At 62.6% G+C, this 26,349-nt stretch carries 22 protein-coding genes; 10 read left to right on the top strand and 12 right to left on the bottom strand.

Translation table 11 applies throughout. From position 1 onward, the window contains the following. Nucleotides 1–8: 8 nt before the first annotated feature. Both QQ992_RS12485 and QQ992_RS12480 read left to right on the top strand, forming a co-directional pair. The gene (locus tag QQ992_RS12485) at nt 9–797 is read left to right on the top strand and encodes a helix-turn-helix transcriptional regulator (protein WP_105948197.1); all 789 of its coding nucleotides are present in this window, start codon (nt 9–11) and stop codon (nt 795–797) included. Nucleotides 798–903: 106 nt separating this feature from the next. After that, a complete protein-coding gene (locus QQ992_RS12480) occupies nt 904–3,444 on the top strand; it encodes an HWE histidine kinase domain-containing protein (protein ID WP_286113623.1) in 2,541 nt (846 codons plus the stop codon). An 87-nt stretch (nt 3,445–3,531) separates the two neighbouring features. Here QQ992_RS12480 and QQ992_RS12475 read toward each other — a convergent pair whose 3' ends face one another. Continuing rightward, nucleotides 3,532–5,175, bottom strand: a complete 1,644-nt coding sequence (locus QQ992_RS12475) for an acetolactate synthase large subunit (protein WP_105948199.1) — start codon at nt 5,173–5,175, stop codon at nt 3,532–3,534. A gap of 170 nt (nt 5,176–5,345) precedes the next feature. Between QQ992_RS12475 and QQ992_RS12470 the strand changes: the two genes are divergently transcribed. The 3 genes from QQ992_RS12470 (at nt 5,346) to QQ992_RS12460 (ending at nt 7,829) form a co-directional block, all read left to right on the top strand. Next, on the top strand, nt 5,346–6,227 hold the full coding sequence (locus tag QQ992_RS12470; protein ID WP_105948200.1) for a LysR family transcriptional regulator: 882 nt from the start codon (nt 5,346–5,348) through the stop codon (nt 6,225–6,227). Nucleotides 6,228–6,365: 138 nt separating this feature from the next. Continuing rightward, nucleotides 6,366–6,539, top strand: coding sequence for a hypothetical protein (locus QQ992_RS12465; RefSeq protein WP_286113622.1), 174 nt, complete (start codon nt 6,366–6,368; stop codon nt 6,537–6,539). 105 nt (nt 6,540–6,644) lie between these two features. Next, nucleotides 6,645–7,829 carry an MFS transporter gene (locus QQ992_RS12460; protein WP_286113620.1) on the top strand — a complete coding sequence of 395 codons (1,185 nt, stop codon included), beginning with the start codon at nt 6,645–6,647 and terminating at the stop codon, nt 7,827–7,829. 66 nt (nt 7,830–7,895) lie between these two features. On the opposite strand, the gene QQ992_RS12455 is transcribed toward QQ992_RS12460, so the two are convergent. Both QQ992_RS12455 and QQ992_RS12450 read right to left on the bottom strand, forming a co-directional pair. Further along, nucleotides 7,896–9,161 carry a HAMP domain-containing sensor histidine kinase gene (locus QQ992_RS12455; protein ID WP_286113618.1) on the bottom strand — a complete coding sequence of 422 codons (1,266 nt, stop codon included), beginning with the start codon at nt 9,159–9,161 and terminating at the stop codon, nt 7,896–7,898. After that, nucleotides 9,158–9,850 carry a response regulator transcription factor gene (locus tag QQ992_RS12450; RefSeq protein ID WP_025755066.1) on the bottom strand — a complete coding sequence of 231 codons (693 nt, stop codon included), beginning with the start codon at nt 9,848–9,850 and terminating at the stop codon, nt 9,158–9,160. Before QQ992_RS12450 ends, QQ992_RS12455 begins: the two co-directional genes overlap by 4 nt. Nucleotides 9,851–10,047: 197 nt before the next feature. On the opposite strand from QQ992_RS12450, the gene bamA reads away from it, so the two are divergent. The 3 genes from bamA (at nt 10,048) to QQ992_RS12435 (ending at nt 13,880) form a co-directional block, all read left to right on the top strand. Continuing rightward, entirely contained in the window at nt 10,048–12,411 is a 2,364-nt protein-coding gene (bamA, locus tag QQ992_RS12445) for an outer membrane protein assembly factor BamA (RefSeq protein ID WP_286113617.1), read from the top strand. A 105-nt stretch (nt 12,412–12,516) separates the two neighbouring features. Beyond that, nucleotides 12,517–12,900 carry a hypothetical protein gene (locus QQ992_RS12440; protein WP_286113616.1) on the top strand — a complete coding sequence of 128 codons (384 nt, stop codon included), beginning with the start codon at nt 12,517–12,519 and terminating at the stop codon, nt 12,898–12,900. Between the two features lie 14 nt (nt 12,901–12,914). Further along, nucleotides 12,915–13,880: an endonuclease gene (locus tag QQ992_RS12435; protein WP_105947663.1), complete on the top strand. Its 966-nt coding sequence runs from the start codon at nt 12,915–12,917 to the stop codon at nt 13,878–13,880. 174 nt (nt 13,881–14,054) lie between these two features. Here QQ992_RS12435 and QQ992_RS12430 read toward each other — a convergent pair whose 3' ends face one another. The 8 genes from QQ992_RS12430 to QQ992_RS12395 form a co-directional block, all read right to left on the bottom strand. Then, entirely contained in the window at nt 14,055–15,017 is a 963-nt protein-coding gene (locus QQ992_RS12430) for a 2-hydroxyacid dehydrogenase (protein ID WP_286113614.1), read from the bottom strand. A gap of 10 nt (nt 15,018–15,027) precedes the next feature. Further along, a complete protein-coding gene (locus tag QQ992_RS12425) occupies nt 15,028–16,320 on the bottom strand; it encodes an MFS transporter (RefSeq protein ID WP_286113612.1) in 1,293 nt (430 codons plus the stop codon). Nucleotides 16,321–16,378: 58 nt separating this feature from the next. Continuing rightward, the gene (locus QQ992_RS12420) at nt 16,379–17,329 is read right to left on the bottom strand and encodes a sugar kinase (protein WP_286113611.1); all 951 of its coding nucleotides are present in this window, start codon (nt 17,327–17,329) and stop codon (nt 16,379–16,381) included. Continuing rightward, nucleotides 17,322–18,095 (bottom strand): sugar phosphate isomerase/epimerase family protein, encoded by a 774-nt coding sequence (locus QQ992_RS12415; protein ID WP_286113610.1) that lies wholly within the window; start codon nt 18,093–18,095, stop codon nt 17,322–17,324. The genes QQ992_RS12420 and QQ992_RS12415 overlap by 8 nt, the downstream gene beginning before the upstream one ends. A gap of 66 nt (nt 18,096–18,161) precedes the next feature. After that, on the bottom strand, nt 18,162–19,181 hold the full coding sequence (gene ptxS / locus QQ992_RS12410; protein ID WP_286113609.1) for a transcriptional regulator PtxS: 1,020 nt from the start codon (nt 19,179–19,181) through the stop codon (nt 18,162–18,164). Between the two features lie 263 nt (nt 19,182–19,444). After that, nucleotides 19,445–20,692: a cytochrome c gene (locus QQ992_RS12405; RefSeq protein ID WP_286113608.1), complete on the bottom strand. Its 1,248-nt coding sequence runs from the start codon at nt 20,690–20,692 to the stop codon at nt 19,445–19,447. A 12-nt stretch (nt 20,693–20,704) separates the two neighbouring features. Next, nucleotides 20,705–22,489: a GMC family oxidoreductase gene (locus QQ992_RS12400; protein ID WP_286113607.1), complete on the bottom strand. Its 1,785-nt coding sequence runs from the start codon at nt 22,487–22,489 to the stop codon at nt 20,705–20,707. 3 nt (nt 22,490–22,492) lie between these two features. Further along, on the bottom strand, nt 22,493–23,242 hold the full coding sequence (locus tag QQ992_RS12395) for a gluconate 2-dehydrogenase subunit 3 family protein (RefSeq protein ID WP_286113606.1): 750 nt from the start codon (nt 23,240–23,242) through the stop codon (nt 22,493–22,495). Between the two features lie 276 nt (nt 23,243–23,518). Between QQ992_RS12395 and pmrG the strand changes: the two genes are divergently transcribed. Further along, nucleotides 23,519–24,208, top strand: a complete 690-nt coding sequence (pmrG, locus tag QQ992_RS12390; protein WP_286113605.1) for a lipopolysaccharide core heptose(II)-phosphate phosphatase PmrG — start codon at nt 23,519–23,521, stop codon at nt 24,206–24,208. Between the two features lie 2 nt (nt 24,209–24,210). Continuing rightward, nucleotides 24,211–25,029 carry a phosphatase PAP2 family protein gene (locus QQ992_RS12385; RefSeq protein WP_286113603.1) on the top strand — a complete coding sequence of 273 codons (819 nt, stop codon included), beginning with the start codon at nt 24,211–24,213 and terminating at the stop codon, nt 25,027–25,029. 16 nt (nt 25,030–25,045) lie between these two features. Here QQ992_RS12385 and QQ992_RS12380 read toward each other — a convergent pair whose 3' ends face one another. Further along, the gene (locus tag QQ992_RS12380; protein ID WP_286113601.1) at nt 25,046–26,326 is read right to left on the bottom strand and encodes an OprD family porin; all 1,281 of its coding nucleotides are present in this window, start codon (nt 26,324–26,326) and stop codon (nt 25,046–25,048) included. Nucleotides 26,327–26,349: the final 23 nt, after the last annotated feature.

Here is a 26,349-nt window from a genome sequence, read left to right as displayed (position 1 = left end):
ATGCTGTCGTGGACATTCTCTTTCATGAAGTGGCCGGCCACACCGCGCTGGCCAGAACGATCGAGCAGATTGGCGGCCCGCGCTTCTGGCGCCAGCTGATCCTGGTACTGCGCCATTGGGTGCCGTTCGACAACGCGCTGGTGATTCACTTCGCGGCCCAGGGCGCGCCTCACGTGCTGGAGGAATACGACGCCGCGCCAGCGCCCGCTGCGGGTGAGCTTTACCTCGACGGCCTGTACCTGCTCGATCCGTTCTACCAGGCCGCGCGCGAAGGCCTGGCCAGTGGTTGCTACCACCTCGAAGAAGTGGCGCCGGACCACTTCTGGCAAACCGACTATTACCAGAACTACTTTCAAAACCACGTACTGGTGGACGAAGTGCAGTTCCTGTTGCAGTTGCCCGAAGGGGTGCTGTCGCTGTCGTTAGGCATGCGCCGTGCGTTCACCGCAGCAGAGCTGGGCAAGTTGAACCTGGTCAGTGCCTGGGTGCTGGCCTTGCTTGAGCAGCACTGGGCACGTAGCGGCATCTCGGTGCCGGCACAGCCACCGGTTGGCGACGCCTTGGCCAGGTTTGCCCAGGGCCTGTTATCCGAGCGGGAGCTGGAAATTGCCCGCCTGATCCTGCGCGGCTATTCGTCGAAGGCGATGGCGCAACGGCTGGGCATCTCGCCAGAAACCATCAAGGTGCACCGGCGCCACCTGTACGCGAAACTGAATATCTCGTCTCACCCTGAGCTGTTTTCGATGTTCATCCGTGAGCTGGGGTTCGCTGATGATCGAGGCGAACACCCGTCATAAGCCGGTACAGCCCTTTTCGCCTCGCTATGCCAAAGGCCGGCATGCCTGCTAGGCTGACGTTGGCGGCCCTGCTGGCAGCCTCCTCATCCCCCCACAGGCACGGCCAATGACATTCAACCCCCAAGTAAACCTGACCAACTGCGACCGCGAGCCTATTCAGATACCCGGCAGCATCCAGCCCCATGGCTGCCTGCTGGCATGCGATGCCTCGGCCACCGTCGTTTTGCGTCATTCGGCCAATGCTGCACAAATGCTGGGCGTAGCAAGCGACATCAACGGCCAGAAGCTGCATGCGGTGCTCGGGGATGAGGTGGCACATACCCTGCGCAACGCGCTGGCCCGCACCCGGGAGGCCTCGCGGCCGGCGCTCAGCTTCGGTGTGAAGCTGCCCAGCGGCGAGGCTGTCGACATTGCCGCCCACTTGTTCAAAGGCACGGCTATCCTCGAGTTCGAACCTGCTGGCGCGAGCATCGCCGAGCCGATCGAACTGGCCCGCACGCTGATCGCCCAACTGCGCGAAATCGACCAGACCAGCAAGCTGTTCCGCGATGCTGCCCGCTTTGTCCGGGCTGTGCTCGGTTACGACCGGGTGATGATCTACCAATTGGGTGCCGACGGCGCCGGCAAAGTGGTTGCAGAGGCCAGGCGCAGCGACCTCGAAAGCTTCATGGGCCAGTATTTCCCGGCCTCCGACATCCCCCAGCAGGCCCGCGCACTTTACCTGCGCAACCCGATCCGGGTGATCTCGGATGCCCAGTTCAAGACGGTCGCCATCGACCCGGTGCTCGACCCCTCGGGCGAGCCGCTCGACCTTTCCTATGCGCACTTGCGCAGCGTCTCGCCGATCCATTGCGAATACCTGTGCAACATGGGCGTGGGGGCCTCCATGTCGATTTCGGTCATCGTCAACGGAGAGCTGTGGGGGATGATCGCCTGCCACCACTATGCTCCGCGCACACTGGCCATGGGGCAACGTGTGGCGGCGGAAATGTTCGGCGAATTCTTCTCGCTGCATATCGAGACCCTGCGCAGCCGGCAAAAGCTTGAAGCCGCCGTGCACGTTCACAAAGCGCTGGACAGTATGCTGCTTGACGCCAACCAGGCTGCAGACATCGATGGGTTCTTCCGTGCGCGCCTGCCCCGGCTTATGTCGCTGATCCCCTGCGACGGCATCGGCATGTCGCTGCAAGGCCGCTGGTCATCCGCCGGGCTGACGCCGCCCAAATCGGCGGTGCCCGACCTGCTGCGCCTGGCAGATATCGTCAGCTCTGGCCGTACCTGGGCGTCCAACCGCCTGTCGATGGTGCTGCCTGCGGCCCAGGCGTACTTTACCGATGTGTCGGGTGTGCTGATCATACCGATGTCACAGCAGCCGAGGGATTACCTGATCTTCTTCCGCAAGGAAGTGGTCGAGACACTCGACTGGGCCGGGGACCCGAACAAGACCTATGACAGCGGCGCACTGGGCGACCGCCTGACACCACGCAAGAGCTTCGCGATCTGGAAAGAAACCGTTCACCAGCAGTCACTGCCCTGGACCGAGCAGGACCGCCAGTTTGGCGACGCCATCCGTACCGCTATTGTCGAGGTGGTGCTGTATAACAGCGAGTTGCTGGCCAGCGAGCGTTCGAAGGCAGAAGTGCGCCAGCGCATCCTCAATGAAGAGCTCAACCACAGGGTCAAGAACATCCTGTCGTTGATTGGCGCGCTGGTTGCCCACCCGACCTCGGAGAGCCAGACACTGCAGGACTACGTGGCGACATTGAAGGGGCGCATCCATGCGCTGTCCCTCGCTCACGACCAGGTGGTACGCGGTGACGGTGGCGGGCGACTGGCCAAGCTGCTGGAGGCAGAGCTTTCACCCTACCGCACCGCCTCCGGAGTGATTGAACTGCAAGGCCCGAACGTTATCCTGGATGCCCGCGCCTATTCGGTCATGGCCTTGGTGCTGCACGAACTGGCGACCAATGCTGCCAAATACGGCGCGTTGTCACGGGCGAGCGGCAAGCTTGCCGTAAGCTGGGCCATCGACGCCACCAACGGCTGCAGCATTACCTGGCGCGAAAGCGGCGGGCCAACGGTTCGCCCGCCCAGCCGCAATGGCTTTGGCTCGGTGCTGATAGAACGCAGTATTCCGTTCGACCTGGGTGGCACCAGCACAGTGGAATATCACGCCGAAGGCGTGCAAGGGTTGTTCAGAATTCCTGCAAAACACCTGTCCGTGGCCGAAGCGGCCGACCCTGCGAGCACAGCCGCGCCGGTTACCCGTGCAGCCGATGCCTTTGCCGCCAGGACGGGCTTGTGCGTGCTGATCCTTGAAGACCAGTTGGTGATCGCGGTTGGCCTTGAGCAGATTCTCAACGATGCACAGATCAAGGACGTGATGACCGCCAGCTCCGAGGATGAGGCCATGCGCTTGATCAGCAGCCGCACACCGGACGCCGCGATACTGGATGTGAACCTGGGAACAGGGACGTCGATTTCCGTCGCCGATGAACTGCAGCGCCGGCAAATTCCGTTTCTGTTCGCTACCGGCTATGGCGACGGCATCAGCATTCCCGAGCATCTGAAGGATGTGCCCGTCACCCGCAAGCCATATGACGCCAACAGCATCCTGACCAGTCTGCAGGCCCTGGTTGATCGCTGAGAGAAGGGATTCCTGAACGGAAGGAGGGAGCGCAATCCGCTCCAGGGTACGGCGCCAGCCTTGAGGTGGCGCCGTACCTGTCAAGCGTTACACCGCCAGCGCGCGCTCACGCAACTCGCTGTTGAGGATGCGGTCGTTTTCGCTGTAATCGACCGGGCAGTCGATCACATGCACGCCCGGGGTCTTGATGCAGTGCTCCAGCAGCGGCAGCAGGCCTTCGGCGCTTTCCACGCGGTGGCCATTGGCACCGTAGGCTTCGGCGTATTTGACGAAGTCCGGGTTGCCGTAGTCCAGGCCGAAATCGGTGAAGCCCATGTTGGCCTGCTTCCAGCGGATCATGCCGTAGCCGTCGTCACGCAGGATCACCACGGTGATGTGCATGCCCAGACGGACTGCAGTTTCCAGCTCCTGGCTGTTCATCATGAAGCCGCCGTCGCCACATACCGAAATCACCGGACGGTCCGGGTGTACCAGGTGCGCCGCCATGGCCGAAGGCAGGCCGGCACCCATGGTCGCCAGGGCGTTGTCCAGCAGCACGGTGTTTGGCTTGTGCGCCTTGTAGTTACGGGCGAACCAGATCTTGTAGATGCCGTTGTCCAGGGCAACGATGCCTTCGGACGGCAGCACGCGACGGATATCGGCAACCATGCGCTGCGGGTAGACCGGGAAGCGGTTGTCGTCAGCGCCTTCGGCGATTTGCGCTTCGTTGGCTTCACGGATGGCCATCAGGCGAGTGAAGTCCCAGTGCGAGGTGTCGTTCAGCGCTTCGCTGATCTGCCACACGGCGTTGGCAATGTCGCCGATCACTTCTACCTGCGGGAAGTACACGGCATCGACTTCGGCAGAGCGGAAGTTGATGTGGATGACTTCAGTACCGCCACGCACCATGAAGAATGGCGGCTTCTCGATCACGTCGTGGCCGATGTTGATGATCAGGTCGGCGGCTTCGACGGCGCGGTGCACGAAGTCACCGGACGACAGGGCGGCGTTACCCAGGAAGCGTGGGTGGCGCTCGTCGACCACACCTTTACCCATCTGGGTGGTGATGAACGGGATGCCGGTCTTGTCGATCAGTTGCTTGAGGACCTTGGCGGTCATCTTGCGGTTGGCGCCAGCACCGATCACCAGGATCGGGTTACGGGCGTTCAGCAGCTTCTCGACAGCGGCTTCGATGGCCACATGCTCGGCCAGCGGGCGGCGGTGCAGGCTGCGCGGGATCGGCAGTGCATCGGTCTGCTCGGCGGCGATGTCTTCCGGCAGCTCCAGGTGTACCGCACCCGGCTTTTCTTCTTCGGCCAGGCGGAAGGCTTCGCGCATGCGCGACGGGATGTTGTCGGCCGAGGCGAACTGGTGGGTGTACTTGGTGATGGGGTCCATCATGCCGCACACGTCGATGATCTGGAAGCGGCCCTGCTTGGACTTCTTGATCGGCTTCTGGCCGGTGATCATCATCATCGGCATGCCGCCCAGGTAGGCGTAGGCGCTGGCGGTAACCAGGTTGGTGGCGCCAGGGCCGAGGGTCGACAGGCTGACGCCGGTCTTGCCGGTCAGACGGCCATAGGTGGCGGCCATAAAGCCTGCAGACTGCTCGTGACGGGTCAGTACCAGTTTGATCTTCGACTTGCGCAGGGATTCGAGCAGGTCGAGGTTTTCCTCACCAGGAATGCCGAACACATACTCGACACCTTCGTTTTCCAGGCATTGCACAACGACATCGGCGGCCTTGGCCATTTGGGGTACTACCTCAAAATCTTTGTGGGATTGCAGCGTGATTACACTGCGTGACTGAGATGTTGCAGGATGTCTCAGTGGCGCGCATCGTAGGCCCTCTGGTTAATAATAATAAATATATTGTTATGATGCTTAGCATCACAGCTTGTTATGAATGGTAGAACGCCTCAATGAACCTCAAGGCATTGCGCTGCTGCGTCGAGATCGTACGCCAGGGCAGCTTCACCAAAGCCGCGCAGCACCTGCACATCGCCCAGCCGGCACTGAGCATGGCCGTAACCCGGCTGGAAGAAGAACTGGGCGTCACCCTGTTCAACCGCACCACGCGCAAAGTGATCCTCACCGCCGAAGGCGAACAGTTTCTGCCGCGCATTGCATCGGCCCTGCGTGAGATGGATGTCGCCCGGCAAGAACTGCGCGACATGTCCGACCTCAAACGCGGTGAAGTGCGTCTGGGTATTCCTCCGATGTTCGGCCTGCACTATGTGCCCGGCTTGATGAATGCCTTTCGCAAGCTCTACCCCGGCATTGCCATGACCGTGTTCGAAGGCAGTGCCGAGGACATTGGCCACCGCCTTGAACAGCGTGAAATCGACCTTGCACTGCTGGAGTCCAGGCGCGTGCCGCCCGACAAGGAGTCGATCCTGCTGGGCAGTGACGAGATGCTGGCGTGCATGCACCCCGACCACGCCTATGCCGGCAAAGCCTTCCTCACGGCGGAAGACCTGCGCAATACCGACATGGTGGTGTTCGACCGAACGTTCGTACAACGCCACCTGCTGGACGCGTTCTTCGCCGAACATGGCATTACTTACCAGGTGGCGCTGCAGAGCAACTTTGTCTCGCTGGTGGTGCAGGCTGCGTTGGACAACATGGGCGTGGCGACCCTGCTGCGCTCGGTGCAGCAGCGCACACCGGGCATCGTCGGGGTGCCGTTCCGGCCAGCGCAACTGATGAGTTTCCGCCTGTGCTGGCGGTCGGGGGAATACCTGTCGCTGGCCAGCAAGCGGTTCATCGACTTTGCCGCGCAGACGCATTACCTGGAGCGTTGAGAGGAGCACACTTGTACTCCACTCACAGGCCATGGATGAAAAACGCTGTAAGTCGCTAGTTAGAGCGGTTAATTCATTTTCATTAGGGAGCTAATTAAGCTACCCTCGCCCGCGCCAGAACAACATCAAGGAGCCGGCATGAAGATTGAAATCGTACGCAATGAGCAGGACGCAGGCTGCAAGGTGATCATCGACGGGCATCCTGTGTCGTTCACCGACATCCACCACGCCCAAGCCTACGTGGACCAATTGCACGCCCGTCTTCAGGCCGTTCCAGAGGCATTCGCCACCCCGTCAGCAGAACCTGCCTGAACCCCACAGACGCGCGAGGAAGCCGGCCAGTTTCCTCGACGTTACAGCCTCAGATTGACTATGATCCCGCCTTGAACGTTTCAGCATGTTTCAGTAAGGATCCCGATGTCAGTCCAGGAACACCCCCCTCTCCCCAGCAAAACCACCGTCGCCAAGATGGAAGCCGCCATGGCGTTGGGCAGCTTTGCCATCGGCACCGGCGAGTTCGCCATCATGGGCCTGATGCCCGACATCGCCAACAACCTGCAATTGAGCGAGCCGCAGGTGGGCCACGCCATCAGCGCCTATGCACTGGGGGTGATGGTTGGCGCCCCGGCACTGGCGATTCTGGGTGCCAAACTGCTGCGCAAGCACATGTTGTTGCTGTTGATGCTGCTGTATGCGCTGGGCAACCTGGCAACGGCCTTTGCCCCCTCGTTCAGCGGCCTGGTCGCCTTCCGCTTCATCAGCGGCCTGCCCCACGGCGCCTACTTCGGCATTGCCGCAGTGGTGGCCTCGAGCATGGTGGCGAAGGACCATCGGGCGGGTGCCGTTGCCCGGGTGATGATGGGCCTGACCTTGGCCATGTTGCTCGGCAACCCGGTGGCCACCTTCCTGGGGCAGTACTTCGGTTGGCGTTCGGCATTCGTGCTGGTCGGCGCGATTGCCCTGTGCACCATCGCCCTGGTGTGGCGCTTCGTGCCCCAGCGCCACGACGAAGTCCGCAGCGACCCGCGCAAGGAGCTGCAAGCCTTCGCCCTCCCGCAGGTATGGATGGCGCTGGCCATCGCTTCGATCGGCTTTGCCGGCATGTTCTGTGTATTCAGCTACCTGGCACCGACCATGCTGCAAGTAACCCAGGTGTCACCACAGTGGATTCCGTTCGGCCTGGCGGCGTTCGGCGTGGGCGGTATCGTCGGCAACATCGCTGGCGGCAAGCTGTTCGATCGCCTGCAGTTCCGCGCGGTGGGGCTGGTGCTGGTGTGGTCGATTGCCGTACTGCTGTTCTTCACCTTCGCCGCCCAGGCGCTGTGGAGCCTGCTGTTGGGTATCGGCCTGGTGGGTACCATGATTGCCCTGGCAGCGCCGCTGCAGATCCGCCTGATGGACATTGCCCATGAAGCACCAAGCCTGGCAGCGGCATCGAACCATGCGGCGTTCAACCTGGCCAATGCATTGGGGCCGTGGCTGGGTGGCATGGCGATTACCGCAGGCATGGGCTGGACAAGTACCGGCTACATTGGTGCGGCGACGGCACTGGTCGGGTTGGGGATTTATCTGGTGGCGCGACGGATGAAAGGCGGCCATTGAAATACCCGCGCCCAGCGGGTGCGCGAAACGCCCGATAGCTCAGACCTGGATAGCTCAGCCCTGCATTCAGGCAGGGCTGGCCTGCGGCAGCTCGATGCGTACCCGCAACCCGCCACTGTCCGCAGCCAGCGCCGTGATGCTGCCGCCGTGCAACGCAATAGCCCGCTGTGCAATCGCCAGCCCCAGGCCAAAGCCATCGCCACTGTTATCGGTGCCCCGGTCGAACGGCTCGAAAATGCGCTGCAAGCGGGCCGGCTCTACGCCCGGCCCATGGTCGCTGACACTGACCTGCAACCATTGCCCGCCCGGCGCCAGCGCGGCCTGCACCAGCACCTCCGTACCGGCTGCGGTGTAGCGCACAGCGTTGCGGATGATGTTCTCGAACGCCCGGTACAGCAGCTCCTCATGCCCGTGGATGAGAAACGTACCTTGGGCGTGCAAGGACACCTGGCACTGTTTCATCCCCGCCTCGAAACGGGCGTCCTCGACGATCTGCGCCAGCAACTCGACCACATCCACGCTGGCAAAGTCGCTGTCGCCCTGCCGCGCCTGGGCGCGGGCCAGGGTCAGCAACTGCTCGATCAGGTCGTCCATTCGCCGCGACTCACGCTCGACCCGTTCCAGCATATTGAGCCGGTCGGGTTGCTGACGCATCAGGCCGATGGCTGCATGCATACGGGTCAGCGGTGAACGCAGCTCGTGGGAAATATCATGCAGCAGGTTCTGTTGCGCCTGCACCAGGGCCTTGAGTTGGCCGGCCATACGGTCACAGTCTTCGGCCAGCTCGACAATCTCGTCACGGCGTTTGCCAAGCCGGGGTTTCACGCGCACGTCGAACCGGCCCTGGGCCACCTGGCCCATCGCCTCACGCAGCCAAGCCAGCGGGCGTGTCAGGTACAGGCTGCACAAGAAGGCAAACAGCGCACTCATCAACGTGCCGGTAAACAAAGGGCCCATGCCACGCGGACGGGGTGGCTCGCCAACGGTTGTGGCCACCGAGGCCCGCAGCACCAGCGGGCGGCCCTCGCTGTCGCGTAACGCTTGCTCGAAACGGGCCACCTGTACCGCCTTCCCAGCTAGCAGTTGCCCTTGGCTATCGTAAAGCCCCACCTGCACATCGGGTGGCTGCGGCGACACGTTCAGCAACTGCCGGCCGGCCTGTTCGCCATAGCGCTGCAACAGCTGCAGCTCGGTGCCCAGCAGCGAACGCAGTGCCGGGCTGTCTCCACGCCAGTCATTGAGCATGAAGGTGGCTGCGCCCACCAGAAAGGTCAGGCTGTTGGCCAGCCAGAATGCCAGGAACAGCTTCCAGAACAGGCGCCGGCGCATCATTCGACTATCAGCATGTAGCCCATGCCACGCACGCTCTGGATCCAGCTGCTGCCGTCAGCGCGCGGGCCGAGCTTTTGCCGGATGCTGCTGACATGCACATCGATGCGCCGGTCGTAGCGGGTCAGCGGCCGGCCCAAGGCATTGAGCGACAGGTCCTGCTTGCTGACCAGCTGTCCAGCCTGGCGGGCCAACGCCTCAAGCAGGCTGAACTCCGAGCCGGTCAGTTCCAGCGTGGCATCGCCCCAGTGCGCTTCGCGACGACCCGGCCACATTTTCAAGGCCCCCGTGCGCACTTGCTCAGGTGCACTGGCCTCGCCCATCAGCTGCGGCTGTACCCTGCGCAGAATCGCCCGCAAGCGTGCTACCAGTTCACCCGGCGAGCTGGGCTTGGGCACATAGTCGTCGGCCCCCAGCTCAAGGCCGGCAATGCGGTCGATGTTGTCGCCACGGGCAGTCAGCAGCAGCACAGGCACCTGGCTGCGCGCACGCACGCGCCGCAGCACTTCGATACCCGAGATACCCGGCAGCATCACGTCCAGCACCACCGCCTGGTACTGGCCGGACAACGCCTGGGCCTCGCCCTCCTCGCCAGTGTCCACGGCCGTGGCCTGGAAGCCTTCGCGCGCCAGGTACAAAGAGAGCATTTCAGTCAGTTCGCGGTCGTCGTCGACCAGCAGCACGGGGATCATCGGGGCCAGATATCGCAATTGCAGGGGCGTTAATGATCGCCCCCCACGGCGGCACTGTCACCGCCGGCCGGTCGGACTTTACACATCTTTACCCTCGGCTAACCGCGCCGTACACAGCCCGCCCGTATCCTCATCGCCCGCTGCTTGCGGGTTGCCCGCGCTTGCTCCCCTCCGAATCCGCTTGTCTGGAACCCCCGATGAACTACCCGCGCCTGTTGCTCTCCATCCTGTTGCTGAAAACCACACTGGTTCAGGCCTCCCCCTTCAGGATCGCCGACATCCGCGTCAACGGCCTGCAGCGGGTTTCCGCCGGCAGTGTGTTCAGTGCCCTGCCGCTGAACGTCGGCGACCAGGCCGATGACCGCCGCCTGGTGGACTCGACCCGTTCCCTGTTCAAGACTGGGTTCTTCCAGGACATTCAGCTGAACCGCGATGGCAATGTGCTGATCATCAACGTGGTCGAGCGCCCGTCGGTGTCGAGCATCGAGATCGAAGGCAACAAGGCGATCAGCACCGAAGACCTGATGAAGGGCCTGAAGCAATCGGGCCTGGCCGAAGGCGAGATCTTCCAGCGTGCCACCCTCGAAGGCGTGCGTAACGAACTGCAGCGCCAGTACGTGGCCCAGGGCCGCTATTCGGCCGAGGTCGACGCCGAAGTGGTGCCGCAACCGCGCAACCGCGTCGCGCTGAAGATCAAGATCAACGAAGGCACCGTCGCTGCCATCCAGCACATCAACATCGTTGGCAACAACGTGTTCGACGATGAAACCCTGGGGCAGCTGTTCGAGCTGAAGACCACCAACTGGCTGTCGTTCTTCAAGAACGACGACAAGTACGCCCGCGAAAAACTGTCCGGCGACCTGGAGCGTCTGCGCTCCTACTACCTGGACCGCGGCTACATCAACATGGACATCGCCTCCACCCAGGTGTCCATCACGCCAGACAAGAAACACGTCTACATCACCGTCAACATCAACGAAGGCGAGAAGTACACCGTTCGCGACGTGAAGCTGTCCGGTGACCTGAAAGTGCCGGAAGACCAGGTCAAGTCGCTGCTGCTGGTGCAGCCGGGCCAGGTGTTCTCGCGCAAGGTGATGACCACTACCTCCGAGCTGATCACCCGCCGCCTGGGTAACGAAGGCTATACCTTCGCCAACGTCAACGGCGTGCCTCAGCCGAACGACCAGGAGCACACGGTCGACATCATGTTCGTGGTCGACCCGGGCAAGCGTGCCTACGTCAACCGCATCAACTACCGCGGCAACACCAAGACCGAAGACGAAGTGCTGCGTCGCGAAATGCGCCAGATGGAAGGCGGCTGGGCTTCGACCTACCTGATCGACCAGTCCAAGACCCGTCTGGAGCGCCTGGGCTTCTTCAAGGAAGTCAACGTAGAGACCCCGCCGGTGCCGGGCACCGACGACCAGGTCGACGTCAACTACAGCGTCGAAGAGCAGGCCTCCGGTTCGATCACCGCCAGCGTCGGTTTCGCTCAGAGCGCCGGCCTGATCCTCGGTGGTTCGATCAGCCAGAGCAACTTCCTGGGTACCGGTAACAAGGTGTCGGTCGGCCTGACCCGCAGCGAATACCAGACCAAGTACAACTTCGGCTTCACCGACCCCTACTTCACCGCCGACGGCGTCAGCCTGGGCTACAACGCCTTCTACAGCAGCACCGACTACAGCGATTACTACGACGATGGCGTTTCGTACTACGCAATCAACAGCTACGGCGCCGGGGTCAGCTTTGGCTACCCGATCAACGAAACATCGCGCCTGACCTATGGACTGACCCTGCAACACGACGACATCTCGCCCGGCACCTACAGCGCCGACGAGATCTACGACTTCATCGCTCGCGAGGGCAAGAGCTTCAACAACCTCAAGGCGTCGATCGGCTGGTCTGAATCCACCCTCAACAAAGGCGTGCTGGCCACCCGTGGCCACTCGCAAAGCCTGACGCTGATGGCCACCACCCCCGGTAGCGACCTGTCGTTCTACAAACTGGACTATAACGGCCAGACCTACCTGCCGGTGACCAGCAAAACCTCGCTGCGCCTGCACACCAGCCTGGGCTACGGCAACGGTTACGGCTCCACCGACGGCCTGCCGTTCTACGAAAGCTACACCGCAGGTGGGCTGGGTTCGGTGCGCGGCTTCAAGGACGGCGGCCTCGGCCCGCGCAACACGCCGGCCACCGGCACCTATGCCAGCGCCGGCCAAGCCTATTACTCCGACCGCGATACCGATGTGCTGGGGGGCAATATCCTGATTACCGGCGGCGCCGAGTACATCTTCCCGTTGCCGTTCGTGAAGGACCAGAGCCAGCTGCGCAGTTCGGTGTTCATCGATGCCGGCAACGTGTATGCCGACACCTGCTATCTGTCGACCACCCAGGGCTGCGGCAGCGTGGACCTGGCGCAGATGGCCGTGTCGCTGGGGGTTGGCGTGACCTGGTACAGCCCGATGGGGCCGCTGAGCTTCAGCCTGGCGGCACCGCTGAAAAAACCGGACAACGCAGAAACGCAGATCTTCCAGTTCTCGCTGGGGCAGACCTTCTGATCACCGACGGTACACATTACCTGCTTTTACCCCGGCTTAACCCAAGTTGACAGTCACCTTGCCTAAGCTGGCCAGCATTCGAACGCTGCCCAGCAGGACACCCCCATGCCACCTTTCACACCTTGCTTTCCCAACGCACTGCGACACGATGAAGTCCCGCTCGCGCTACTGGACCTGGTCCAGCAGCGCCTGGCCAGCCTGCTCGGCCCGCGCTTCACGGTGGTACTGGGCGGCAGTGGCAACGGTGCCGGGGTCAGCCACTACCACCTGGCCATCCAGCACAACCAGAGCGGCGTTTCACTGGAAGACTATGGCGACGTCGGCGCCGGTTTCATCGAGCGCCTGCTGCGCATGGGCACCCAGGTCAGGGACATGCTCGACTCAACCACGTTCAGCCGTATGGCCAGCGACGACCCAGGCCGACCCTTGGTGTGGCTGCGCGAGCTGGCCAGCCCCGGGGAAACCATTACAATGCGCGCCCCATCCTGAAATATGTTTTTCTCATGAAATCACTGCTTTACGCCGTAACCTTACTGTTTTCCTTTACCCTGCCCGCCTTGGCCAACCCGCCGGCAACCTTCACCGAAGCCAAGGTGGTGGCCAAGCAGAAGGTGTACCTTGACCAGGCCAGCAGCGCCATGGGCGACCTGTACTGCGGTTGCAAGTGGACCTGGGTGGGCAAGTCCGGCGGGCGCATCGATGCGGCCTCGTGTGGTTACCAGACCCGCAAGCAGCAGAACCGCGCCGAGCGTACCGAGTGGGAACACATCGTGCCCGCCTACACCTTCGGCAACCAGCGTCAGTGCTGGAAAAACGGCGGCCGCGAGCACTGCGTGGACAACGACCCGGTGTTCCGTGCCATGGAAGCCGACCTGTTCAACCTGTACCCGGCGGTGGGCGAGGTGAATGGTGACCGCAGCAACTTCAACTACGGCATGGTTGCCGGCAATGCCGGCGAATACGGCCAGTGCACCACCAAGGTCGATTTCGTCCAGCGCGCTGCAGAGCCGCGTGATGAAGTGAAAGGCCTGGTGGCGCGTACCACGTTCTACATGTTCGACCGCTACCAACTGAGCATGTCGCGCCAGCAGCAACAGCTGTTGATGGCGTGGGACAAGCAGCACCCGGTGTCGGCCTGGGAAAAAGAACGCGACCGCCGTATTGCCGCGATCATGGGCCATGCCAACCCGTTCGTGAGTGGCGAACGCAAATGGACTGCCGACTACAAGCCGGCTGGCAGTGGCGTTGCTCAGGCAGTGCCAGCGAAAGCCGCCAAGGCGGAGGCCAAACCGAGCCTGGCCAGCGCCGCGTCGGTCGGGGCTGTGCTTGGCAACCGCAACAGCCATGTTTATCACCTGTCTGTTGGCTGCCCGGGCTACAACCAGGTAGCCGCGAAGAACCAGGTGACCTTTGCTACGGAAGGTGAAGCGCAGGCAGCTGGCTATCGCAAGGCAGGTAACTGCCGTTAACCAGAATTCATCGGAGATCACACGGTCCCCTGTAGGAGCGGCCTTGTGTCGCGAAAGGGCTGCAAAGCAGCCCCAGAATTCTATGCATCTCTGCTGAAACCGGGGGCCGCTTTGCGGCCCTTTCGCGACACAAGGCCGCTCCTACAGGGCGTTGCGCAAGCCTTCGGATGCGAGTCAGCCGTTGACCAGATTCGCCGGCCGTTCGCCGGCCAGCGCGCTGAGCAGGTTGTCTACCGCGCAACGCGCCATGGCCTGGCGTGTCTCCTGGGTTGCCGAGCCGATATGTGGCGTCGCTACCACGTTATCCAGCTGCAACAGCGGCGAATCTGTCAACAGCGGTTCCTGCACAAACACGTCCAACCCCGCCCCACGAATGCGCTTGGCCCGCAGCGCATCGATCAGCGCAGGCTCATCCACCACGCGCCCACGCGAGATGTTCACCAGGATCGCCTCAGGTTTCATCAGCGCCAGCTCCCGTGCGCCAATCAGGCCTTCGGTGCTGGCACTCAGCGGCACGGTCAGGCACACGAAGTCCGCCTGCTGTAACAACTTATCCAGGCTGCACTGGCGCGCGGCGTAGCGCGCCTCCACCTCGGGCTTGGGCCGCTGGCTGTGGTAAAGCACGCGCATCCCGAAGCCGGCAGCCGCTCGCCGGGCCAAGGCCTCGCCGATGCGGCCCATGCCGACGATGCCCAGCGTCTTGCCATGCACGTCACAGCCAAAATGCGCCGGGCCCAGGTTGGCCTGCCAGTGGCCGTCGCGTACCCAGTTCGCCAATTCCACTACCCGCCTGGCAGTGGCCAGGATCAAGGCAAAACCCGTGTCGGCAGTGGTTTCGGTCAGCACGTCGGGCGTGTTGGTCAGCATCACGCCGCGCCGGCTGAGCTCGGCAATGTCATAGTTGTCCACGCCGACCGAAACGCTGGACACCACTTCCAGCTGTGGCGCCAGGTCGAGCAGGCTGGCATCCAGGCGCAGGCTGGCACCCAGCAAGCCATGCGCGCCCGGCAACGCGTCGCGCAGGCGGGCCAGGCCATCGGGCCGGGCGGTATCCACCCAGGTGACCTCGACGCGATCTTGCAGGCGGGTCATCAAGTCGTCAGACAGGCGTTTATACAGGACGATTCGCTTCTTCATTGCAGGTTTCCTAAGGGTTCATGGCCAGCCGCGAGCTGTTGCGCTTGGCCCGGCCAGATGTCTGTGACGTGTTGAGTGCGGCGGTAAGCGCCACGGCGGTCAGCAACGCGCCGCACATGAACAGGTAAGAAGCGCCCGGCCCGCCAGTCGCGCCATTGAGGTAGCCCACCAGCCACGAACCGCCGAACGAGCCCAGCGCGCCCATGCTGTTGATCAGCGCCATGGCCCCGCCTGCGACGTTGGCCGGCAGGATCTCGGGCACGATCGCGAAGAACGGGCCATAGGGGGCATACATGCAGGCGCCGGCCAGCACCAGCAACGCGTACGACAGCCAGAAATGCTCGCCGCCCAAGGCGTACGAGCCATAGAACGCCACCGCGGCCACCAGCAGCGGCGGCCAGACAAAGCGCTTGCGCTTTTGCAGGCGGTCGGAGGCCCAGGACACGCCCACCATCGCCAGTACCGCCGCCAGGTATGGCACCGAGGCCAGCCAGCCGGCCTGCACGATATCGACATTGGCCGCCTGCTTGAGGATCGACGGCAGCCACAGCACAAAGCCATAAACGCCGATGCTCCAGCAGAAGTACTGCAGCGCCAGGATGATCACCTGCGGCGAACGGAACGCCTCGCGGTAGTTCTTCACAGGCTTGATGCCCTGCTGCTCGGCAGCCAGCGCCTGCTGAAGGGCTTCTTTTTCCTGCTCGCTCAGCCAGTTCACCTGGGCCGGGCGGTCGTCGACCAAGCGCCACCAGAAGAACGCCCAGATCACGGCTGGCAGGCCTTCGATGATGAACATCCAGCGCCAGTCGTAATGCTTGATGAGGTAACCCGACACCACCGACATCCACAGAATGGTCACCGGGTTGCCCAGCATCAGGAAGGTATTGGCACGCGAACGCTCGGCACGGGTGAACCAATGGCACAGGTACACCAGCATCGCCGGCATGACGGCGGCCTCCACCACCCCGAGCAGGAAGCGGATGCCAATCAGCATGTAGACGTTGCTGACCATGCCCGTGAGTGTGGCAAGGCCACCCCAGAGGATCAGGCAGACAAAAATCAGCTTCTTAACACTGCGCTTTTCGGCGTAGATGGCGCCAGGCACCTGGAAGAAGAAGTAACCGAGAAAGAACAGCGCGCCCAACAGCGAGGACAACACAGGGGTGATGTGCAGGTCTTCGGCCATGCCGGACGCTGCAGCGAAACCGTAATTGGCGCGGTCCAGATACGCCAGGCTGTAAGTGACGAACACAATCGGGATGATGTACCACCAGCGGCGAGGTGCCAGGCTTTGGCTTTGCATGGTTTGTTTCTCCTGAGCTTGTTGTTTTTGTTGCAACAGGTGATTCGGGGTTAAGGGGTCACGCGCTTCTGCGCAGGTCGAAGGCCTCCAGCTCGTGGCGCAGCGGCAGCCCTTCCATGTCGCCTCGTGACTGCACGGCACGGCTGCCGCACCAGTTGCCGCGCGCCACCGCCTCGGCCACTGCGCGGCCCTCCAGCAGCGCGCTGAGCACGCCAACGGCAAAGGCATCACCGGCGCCGACGGTGTCCACGACACGGCTGACGGGCACGGCTGCTACCTGGCCTTCCCCTTTGGCACTGCGCAAGTAGGCACCGGCGTCGCCCAGCTTGATCACCACCAACTCAACCCCTTGGTCGAGGTAGAACGCGGCGATGTCTGCCGGGGTGTGCCGGCCGGTCAGCAACCGGCCTTCTTCCAGGCCCGGTAAAACCCAGTCGGCCTTGACCGCCAGGGCATTTATTTCGCGCACCATGCTGTTTTGATCAGGCCATAACGAGGGGCGCAGGTTGGGGTCGAACGAGATGCTGCGACCGGCTGCACGCATGGCGTCGACCAACGCGTGGGACAGGGCCCGGCAGCTGTCCGACAGCGCAAGCGGAATGCCAGTGGCGTGCAGGTGACGCGCTTGCAACAGGTCTGCACGCAGCCGTTCGGGTGACAACTTGCTGGCCGCCGAACCACGGCGGAAGTACTCCACAGCCGGGTCGCTGCCGTCATCGCAGCGGGCCTTGAGCTGAAAGCCCGTGGGACAGGTGCTATCCACTTCGACACCGGAGCAGTCCAGGCCTTCGCGTTGCAGGCTGTCGAGCACGAAACGGCCCAGTGAATCGTCACCGACCCGGCTCAGCCAGCGCACCTTGAAGCCCAGCCGCGCCAGGCCGATCGCCACATTGCTGTCTGCGCCGGCAATGCGCTTGCCAAACTGGCCGACACTGGCCAGGTCGCCGGTTTGCTCGGCAACGAACATGGCCATGGTTTCACCAAAACACAGCACGTCATGCTCATGCATGGGCCACCTCCGCCCCCAGCGCAGACAGGCTACGCACCTGGGCACGGGTCAGCGCCAGCAGGTCTTCGCCAACCAGGGGGTATTCGACAGCGCGCACCACACCGGGGGTGAACTCGGCCATCAGCGTTGCCCACGCTTGCAGGTCAGCCGCTTGCGGCGGTATGGCAACCCGTCGGCCATCGGCCCGGCGCTCCACAGCCTTGCAATGCACATAGCGCACCCAGCGGCCCAGTTGACGCGCGGCTTGCCTTGCAGACTCGTCTTGCCATTGCCAGTTGCCAATATCGAAGGTCATGCCCAGGCGCAGCCCAAGCGGGTCGGCGTGCCGGAAGAACTGCAGCAGCGGCTCGATCTTGCCACCGTGTTCAGTCTGGTCGTTTTCCACCAGCAACAGCGGCCCATGTGCGGGCAGTAGCGCTGCCAGGGCGGTGACATCGCAACGCGCGTTGAAGTGCCCCAGGGACACCTTGAGCGCTACCGCGCCAAACGCGCGGGCGAGCTCCAGCTTCTGCACCACAAGTGGGTCGGGTACGCCTTGCGCGGTCCACAACTCCAGGGGTGTCGAGTACAGGCATTCCAGGCGCAATGCGGCAATGACAGCACCCAGCGCTGTCGCGTCCGGCGCACTGGCAAACAGTTCTTCGCGCAACTCCACACGGCTAACGCCAGCGGCGGCCAGCAGGTCAAGGAACTGCTCCTGACCACGTTGCCGCACGAAGTCGGCGCCGTAGCTGGAGAGGCTGATGGAAACGGGGTTCGTGTGCATTGTTCTTGTCCTTATGAAACCGGTTTCATTTTTAGTCGGCAGCAGCAGGCGCCAGCCTGCCGTTGCTTATTGGGGTTGGGTTGAACCTCGGATGATCAGCTCGGCCTTGAAGTCGATGCGCCGAGCCGCCCCGCTGTCGCCGCGCAGGCGGCCAAGCAGGCTTTCGAAAGCCGCCACGCCGATACGCTCGGTGGGTTGCGCCAGTGCAGTGATGCCATTACCGACCAAGGGGTACCAGTCAAGGTCGTCGAGGGCGATCAGCCCGACGTCGGCAAACAGGTTGCGCCCGGCTTCGTGCAAGGCCCGGGTCACCGCCAAGGTTGCAACGCCGTTGAAGGTGAAAATGGCTTGCGGGCCATGGCCACGGCTGGCCAGGAATGACGCCAGCTGCCCCTCCAGCCCGGCGCCGATTTCCAGCACCTGCTGGCGCATGCCGGCACGACGGCTGACCGACATGCCGAATGCCTGCACCCGCTCCAGGCGTGAGCTGGTGCCATCGAGGGGTTCGCTGACCGCCAGGATATCGCGGTAGCCCTGTGCCTGCAGGTGGTCGAGGGCCTGCTCGACCGCATCGGCATTGTCCAGGCCAACCAGGTCGACATTCAGCTCGGGCAATTGGCGATCGACCAGCACCATGGGGATGTCACGCTGCAGGTTGAGCAGCTCGCCGGGGTGATGGCCAAGGGTGTTCACGATCAGCCCTTCGACGTTGTAGCTCTGCAGGGCCACCAGGTGGTGACGCTCCTGCTCGTCGTCGCGGTTGGTGTTGCACACCACCAGGCTGTAACCGTGCTGACGGCAGGCGGTTTCCACGCCATGCATCACGGCCACTGAGTAGGGGTTGAGAATATCGGCTACCAGCATGCCGATCAGTCGCGTCTGGCCGCGCTTGAGGCCGCGGGCCATCTGGTTGGGGCGATAGCCAAGCCGCTCGATGACTTCTTCCAGGCGCTTGGCCGTGGCTTCGGCCAGCAACTGGCGATCACCACCGATGTAACGGGAAACGGTGGCCTTGGAAACGCCAGCGACACGCGCTACTTCGCTGATGGTGACCCGTTCGCGGGCATGGGCAGGCGCGTCGGTCATGGGCAGTCCTTATGATTGTTGTGATTGCGATGAAACCGGTTTCAATACAGCAAAACTGCGGCAGTTCGTCAACCTTCCGTTGGTCGGCAATGCTGCAACAGACATGATATTCGAGGTTAGATAAGCAAATTAACTGATTGATGCAAATACAATTTCAACCAAAAACTGTGGGAGCGGGTTCACCCACGAATGCGGCGGTAGATTCGACATCGCATTCGCGGGTAAACCCGCTCCCACAGTGGATCAGGCTGCAGCTGGAGAAGTCAGCGAAGCGACTTCACATCACCGGCCGTGACGGCGCTTCCCTGGTTGCCCCAGCTGCTCCTGATGAAGTTCACCACCTCGGCAACCTCCTGGTCGCTCAGGCGCCAGCCAAACGCCGGCATGGTGAAATTCGAAGGCGCCGTGTGCGTCGCCGGTACCGTGCCCCCTGCCAGCACCACATGGATCAGCGACGTGGCATCCGCCGTCTGCACCACCGGGTTGCCGGCCAAAGCCGGGAACACGCGGGTGTAGCCCTGGCCATCGGTACGGTGGCAGGCCGCGCAATTGTCGATGTACACCGCAGCCCCTGGCTTGCTGTCATCGCCCTTCCACAGCGCATCTGCCACCTGCTTGTCATAGACCTGCGGCCGGTCTTCAGGGTTGCTCGGCGGCAGGGTCTTCAGGTAACGGGCGATCGCGGTCAGGTCGGCATCACTCAGGTGCTGCATGCTGTGCTCGACCACGTCGCTCATGCCACCGAACACGGCGCTGCGATCACTGCGCCCAGTCTTGAGAAACTGCACCAGCTGCGCTTCGCTCCAGCTGCCCAGACCGTCCTTGTGGTCGCCACGCAGGTTCTTGGCAATCCAGCCTTCCAGCGGAGCGCTGCCGGCCAGAAACTGCTCGCCATCTGCCGGGCTAAGGGCCTTTTCCTGCATGGTCAGCGCCCGCGGTGTATGGCAGGCACCACAATGGCCAAGGCCCTCGACCAGGTACGCACCACGGTTCACCACCGGGTCGGCAGCAGCCGTTGCCTGCCACGGCTTGGCCTCGGGCGCGAAAAGGCCGCGCCAGACAGCCAGCGGCCAACGCATGCTCAGCGGCCAGGGGATGTCGCTGGCCTTGTTCGCCTGTTCGACGGGCGCCACACCCTTCATGAAGTAGGCGTACAGCGCCTGCATGTCCTGCTCGCTGACGCGCGCATAAGACGGGTATGGCATGGCTGGGTACAGGGTGCTGCCGTCCTTGCGGATGCCCTTGCGCACGGCCTGGTCGAAGTCTTCGAAGCTGTACTGGCCAATGCCGCTGGTCGCCGGGGTGATGTTGGTGGAGTACACCGTGCCGATCGGCGTTTCCATCGGCAGGCCGCCGGCAAAGGGCTGGCCGCCCTTGGCGGTATGGCAGGCCACACAGTCACCGGCGCGGGCCAGGTACTCGCCCTGGCGCACCAGGGCATCATCATTCGCGGTGGCTTGTACAGCCGTCGTGGCCCCCAGCAGCAGGGTTGCGATCAACATTGTCTTCATGCTCATCGCTCCTCAAGCCTGGACCAGCGGGCCGGGGTTTTTCAGGTACTGCTCGCGGATGGCGCGGGCCGACCAGTAGGTCAACGCGGCCACCAGCCCGGTCGGGTTGTACCCCAGGCCCTGAGGGAACGCCGAAGCGCCCGGGACAAACACGTTATGCACGTCCCAGCTTTGCAGGTAACGGTTCAGTGCGCTGGTCTTGGGGTCGGTGCCCATGATCGCGCCGCCGTTCAGGTGGGTGGTCTGGTAGCTGGCGGTGTTGAAGTGGTCCTTGACCTTCTTGCCCAGTACCGCAATGGACTTGGGGTTCATCGCCTGGGCGATCTTGCTCAGTTTGTCGACCATGAACTGGTTCATCCTGATGTCGTTTTCCTGCCAGTCAAAGGTCATGCGCAGCAGCGGTTGGCCATAGGCGTCGCGATAAGTCGGGTCCAGGTCCAGGTAATTGCCACGGTACGACTGGTGGGCGCCATGGGCGTCCATCGATACCTGATGGGTGTAGTAGTCGGCTGTGGCTTTCTTCCACGCGCTGCCCCAGGCCGGCGTGCCCGGCGGGTTGGCGGTGCCGGCAATCGGCCGGCTGCCAGCCTGGTTCACCCACATCGGTGAGCCGCCGACGAAGCCGTGCGGGCCATGGTCGAAGTTGTCGGCGTTGAAATCGTCGATGGCGATGCCGTTGCCACCCGCGCCGATGAAGTTGTTGGTGTAGGTGTCCTTGTCGAAGAACGCCTTGACCGTGCCCATATTCTGATAGGCAAAGTTACGCCCCACCACGCCTTCGTTCTTCACCGGGTCATAAGGCTTGCCAATGCCGGAAAGCAGCATCAGGCGCACGTTATTGAACTGGAACGCCGCCAGGATCACCAACTCCGCCGGCTGCTCTACCTCGCGCCCCTGGGCATCGATGTAGGTGACGCCGGTGGCCTTGCGCTTGCTGTCGTCCAGGTTCACCCGCAGCACATGGGCATTGGGCCGCAGCTCGAAGTTAGGCACTTGGCGCAGCGCCGGCAAAATGTTCACGTTGGGCGAGGCCTTGGAGTACATGTAGCACACGTACCCGCTGCAAAAGCCACAGAAGTTGCACGGCCCCATCTGTGCCCCGTAGGGGTTGGTGTATGGCCCGGAGGTGTTGGCGGATGGCAGGTTGTAAGGCTTGTAGCCCAGGCTGGTGGCGGCCTTTTCGAACAGCCTGGCCGACACCACGTTCTTCTGCGCGGGCAGCGGGAACGGGCTGGAGCGGTCCGGCGCATAGGGGTTGCCGCCCTTCCCTTCGCCCACGACCTGGCCATTGACGGTCCAGGCCTGGCCAGAGGTGCCGAACACCTTCTCAGCGAAATCGAAATACGGCTCCAGCTCCTCGTAAGTGACGCCAAAGTCCTGGATGGTCATGTCGTCGGGGATGAACTTTCGCCCGTATCGCTCTTCGTAGTGGCTGCGCATGCGCAACTCGACCGGGTCTACCCGAAAGTGCACACCCGACCAGTGCAAGCCCGCGCCGCCCACGCCCTTGCCTGGCAAGAAAGCGCCAAGCTGACGATTGGGCAGTGCCACATCGTTCATGCTGTGGCGGACAGTGACGGTTTCTTTAGACACGTCGACGAACAGCTTCTTGCGCACACTGTAGGTCAGCTCGTCGATCACCTGCGGGTAGCTGCCTTCCGGGTAGGTGTCCTGCATCGGCCCACGTTCCAGCGCCACCACCTGCAGCCCGGCCTCGGTCAGCTCCTTGGCCATGATCGCCCCGGCCCAGCCGAAGCCGACGATCACCGCATCCACTTTTTTCAACACAGTCGCCATGCCTCAGGCCCTCTCGCCGCGGATCGATACAGCCGGGAACGGGTAAGGCTCGTTGCGCTCGACCCAGTCCATGAAGTCGGCGCGGGCGCCGGGGAAGCCGATCTGGGTCCAGCCGACCATGCCTTTGTTGCCGCCATGGATCGGGTCGCAGAAAAACCCTTCGCGGGTGTTCTGCACCAGCAAGCTGAAAAACACCTTGGCCGGCACGGTGTCTAAAACCAGCTCTCCGGCCTCGATCTTGCCGAGAATACGGTCTCGGGTAGCGCTATCTTGCTCAGCAAAAACCTGCCCGGAATTGGCCTTGCACCAGCCGTCCACGGCAGCGATGCCCAGGCGGTAGATTTGCTGAGGGCTGAGCTGCAACTGATAACCCAGCTCTGGCGCTGCGTCGGCGTTGAAAGGGCCTTGCATGTACCACTGCGCGCCAGTGGCGTACGGCGTGTTCATCTGCCGGTCGATGAATTCGGCAGCGCCGGCTTCAAGCGCGCCGGGGCCAAGCTCATCGGCCGGAATGATGCGGGACACGGCGGCTTGCAGAAACGCCCACTCTTCGGCGCTGAAAAATGTCGGCTGATAGTTACCCGCCGGTGGCGTGGCCGGCACTTTCGGTGGCTGTTGCTGCTGTTGCGGGGCCGCAAGCAGTTGGCTGGCACCCACGCCCAGCCCTGTGCTGGCCACGGTAACGACAGGGATCAGGGTCAAGGTTTTGCGCAGAAAATCCCTGCGCGGGTTGTCTGGGGCATGCTCAGGCATTGGGAATCCTCATCGGCTTTGGGGCGGCCTTGATAAGCGCCATCTGATTTTCAATGGAGAGGTGATCTTGATAGGCCATCAAGAAGACAGCCGAATAATCTAGCGCGTTCAGAAATGTTTTGAAACCGGTTTCATGGCTGACTTCTCATCTCTGCAGCAAGGCCAAGGCTCTGTCGGGCCAAGGCTTTTTTCACATCTGCCTCACTCTCTACCGACATCCTGCTACCTACAGTGCCGACGCTCTCGTAATGGAGCGAGCTGACTGGAGTGGCAAACATGCTGCAAGGCGTTATCGACAAATCCCCCGCCTCACGCCGTGTGCAGGTTTACCGGTTCCCTTGGGGCACGGCGCTATTCGCAGTCTTGTGCCTGCTGTTCATCCTGGGCGTGGCAGCATCATGGGCGCATGCCCGCACGGCCGTCCCCAACCTGGGCAACCCGCACCACCTGCAACGCAGTGGGCTGGAGGCTGCTTGGGCAAAAGGCTCGGTGATTGTGGTACTGCGCCATGCCGAACGCTGCGACCGGTCCAGAGGTGCCTGCCTGGGCGACCCCAACGGCATTACGGTTGCGGGCAGCCAGGTGGCCGCCGCTGTAGGCCAAGGCCTGCAACACCTTGGCCTGGCGTCATCCGACGTGTGGACCAGCCCGGAGGTGCGCACCCGACAAACCGCGCAAGCCATGTTTGGTAAAACCATTGCCACGCAAAGCTGGCTTAATCAGTGTGACGGGCACTTTGCCGATAACGCCTTTGGCCACAAGCGGGCCGGCCACAACCTCGTGCTGGTCAGCCACAGCGGTTGCATGGAACAGCTGGAGCAAGCGCTCCAGGTACCCGCCAGCGCGACGTCGAACAGCTATGCCAGTGCCCTGTTCATCACCCAGGGCAGCGATGGCAAGGCAACGCTGCTGGGCCAGATGGCTGCCGGTGAATGGCGCAAACTCGTTGATGCCAAGGAGCTGTGAACATGCCCTCCCGCGCCGCGTTCTACCGCAACAACCTGCTACTGCCGCTGTTGCTGGCCGCCATCGTGTTCGTGGCATTCGACCTCACCGAGCTCGATCGCTGGATCAGCAACCTGCTGCTCGACCCCGCCACCGGTCAGTTCCCGCTGTTGCACAATCAGTGGTTCGAGAAGGTCACCCACAAGTGGCCACGCATCCTGCCGGACTGGACAGGTGAACTGGCAGTCATCGGCAGCTTGCTGTCGTTCATCTGGCCGCGCCTGGCCAACCGCCCTCAACTGGGCCTGACCCGGGTGCTGGAAAAAGCCCGTATCGCACCCGTGCTGCGCTTCACCACCCAACACCGCCGCGACTTGCTGTTCGTGGTCGTGGCGTTTGCACTGAGCACGACCGTGATTCATTACCTGAAAAGCCACACCAGTGTGTATTGCCCTGTGGAAACCACACTGTATGGCGGTACGCAGGCCCGCGTTGAATGGTTCGAAAACTTCTCCTGGTGGAACAAGGCCGGCGATGGCCGCTGCTGGCCGGGTGGCCATGCCTCCAGCGGGTTTACCTTGCTGGCGCTGTATTTCGTGGCATTGCGTCATCGCTGGGCACAGGCGCGCAAGTTGCTGGCGGTCATTCTGCTGATCGGGTTTGTGTACGGCACAACACGGGTACTGCAGGGCTGGCACTATATGTCCCATACATTCTGGGCGGGGATCTTTGTCTGGCTGACAACCTGGGTAACGGCGTTGTTCTTCTATGGCCGCATCGCGTTGCAGGCGCCAGAACACAGCCCGGCAACAGCTAGTGCGAGGGCCCCAGACTTCGCGTAGTACCTCGTGTATAGCATCAGAAATCGACCGTATACCCCACAATCACCCGGTTCTCATCCGCCGCATCGGCGAAGTTCGAGCGCATGCTCGCATTTCGCCAGCGTAGCGACACATTCCTGAGTGGCCCCGACTGCACCACGTAGGTGATATCCGTGGTGCGCTCCCACTCCCGCCCTTCTCCATCGCCTGCTGCCAGGGCCCTGCCCTTCGCGCTGGTTATACGTTGCGGCTCCACCTGGTCGCCCTTCACGTAGCGCACATTGAACGTAAGCCCCGGGATACCCAACGCGGCGAAGTTGTAGTCGTAGCGCAGCATCCACGCACGCTCGTTGGCCAGGGCAAAGGTGCTGACCTGCTGTTCACTGAACAGGTAGGTATCGGTACCTCCCACATAGGCGTAGGCCGTGTCACCGCTCACCTTCTGATAACCACCACTGAACGTGTGGCCCTGAATGCTGTAGCCGACGTTGGTGCTGAGGGTCCGGTTGTCGACTTCACCCAGCAATGCCCGGCCTTGCTGGCGAGCATTGAACCAGCGCCACTCGCTGAAGACATCCCCCGGCCCCAGGCGGATCTTGAATTTGAACCCGGCAAAATCACGCCGGAACAGGTCTTCGAGCGTGCTGGTGTGCAGGCTGAGGGTCAGGTTGTTCGATGGCAGGTAGTCGACTCCGGCGTAATACAGCCGATCAGTGGTGACCGTTGCCGAATAGGCCCCTTGCTGCGCCATGGCCGTCAGGTCTTCGTAATCAGTGGAGTCGCGCAACTTGGTGGCATCCACTTGCAGCAGGGTAAAAGTAAACCGGTCCAGGTCCTTGCTGACCAACTGCGCACCGTTGAACCACTGGGGGAACAACCGGCTGTTGTTGGACGCCAGCAGCGGCAGTTGAGGGCTCAGGCCACCGATTTTCAGTTCGCTCTGCGCCAGCCTGGCCTTGAAGGTAGCGACGGCCTTGGCGTAGTCGCCCGCAGCACGCTTGTCACTGCCTCGGGGCAGCAGCCCAGTGCCACTGCGGTCTGGCGAGGAGTCGAGCTTGAATCCAAGCATGCCTGCCGCATCCAGGCCGACGCCAACCACGCCGTCGGTATAGCCGGACTGCAAGCGCAGCATGAAGCCCTGAGCCCATTCGGCACGCCGCGATTGCGTGGCGCTGTCACCGTGAAAGTCGCGGTCGAAGTAGAAACTGCGCAGTTCCAGGTTACCGCTGCCGTCATCGATGAAGGCAGCCTGTGCAGTTTGGCAGGCGCAGCAAAGCGCCGCGAGCATCAGCGATGCTCGCCGGAAAAGAATGATCATGGGTGTGCCTTGTTCTTGTTGTT

The sequence above is a fragment of the Pseudomonas kurunegalensis genome (assembly GCF_030291635.1).
In the GTDB taxonomy this organism is placed as follows: domain Bacteria; phylum Pseudomonadota; class Gammaproteobacteria; order Pseudomonadales; family Pseudomonadaceae; genus Aquipseudomonas; species Aquipseudomonas monteilii.
This window is presented reverse-complemented; position numbering and strand designations above follow the sequence as displayed.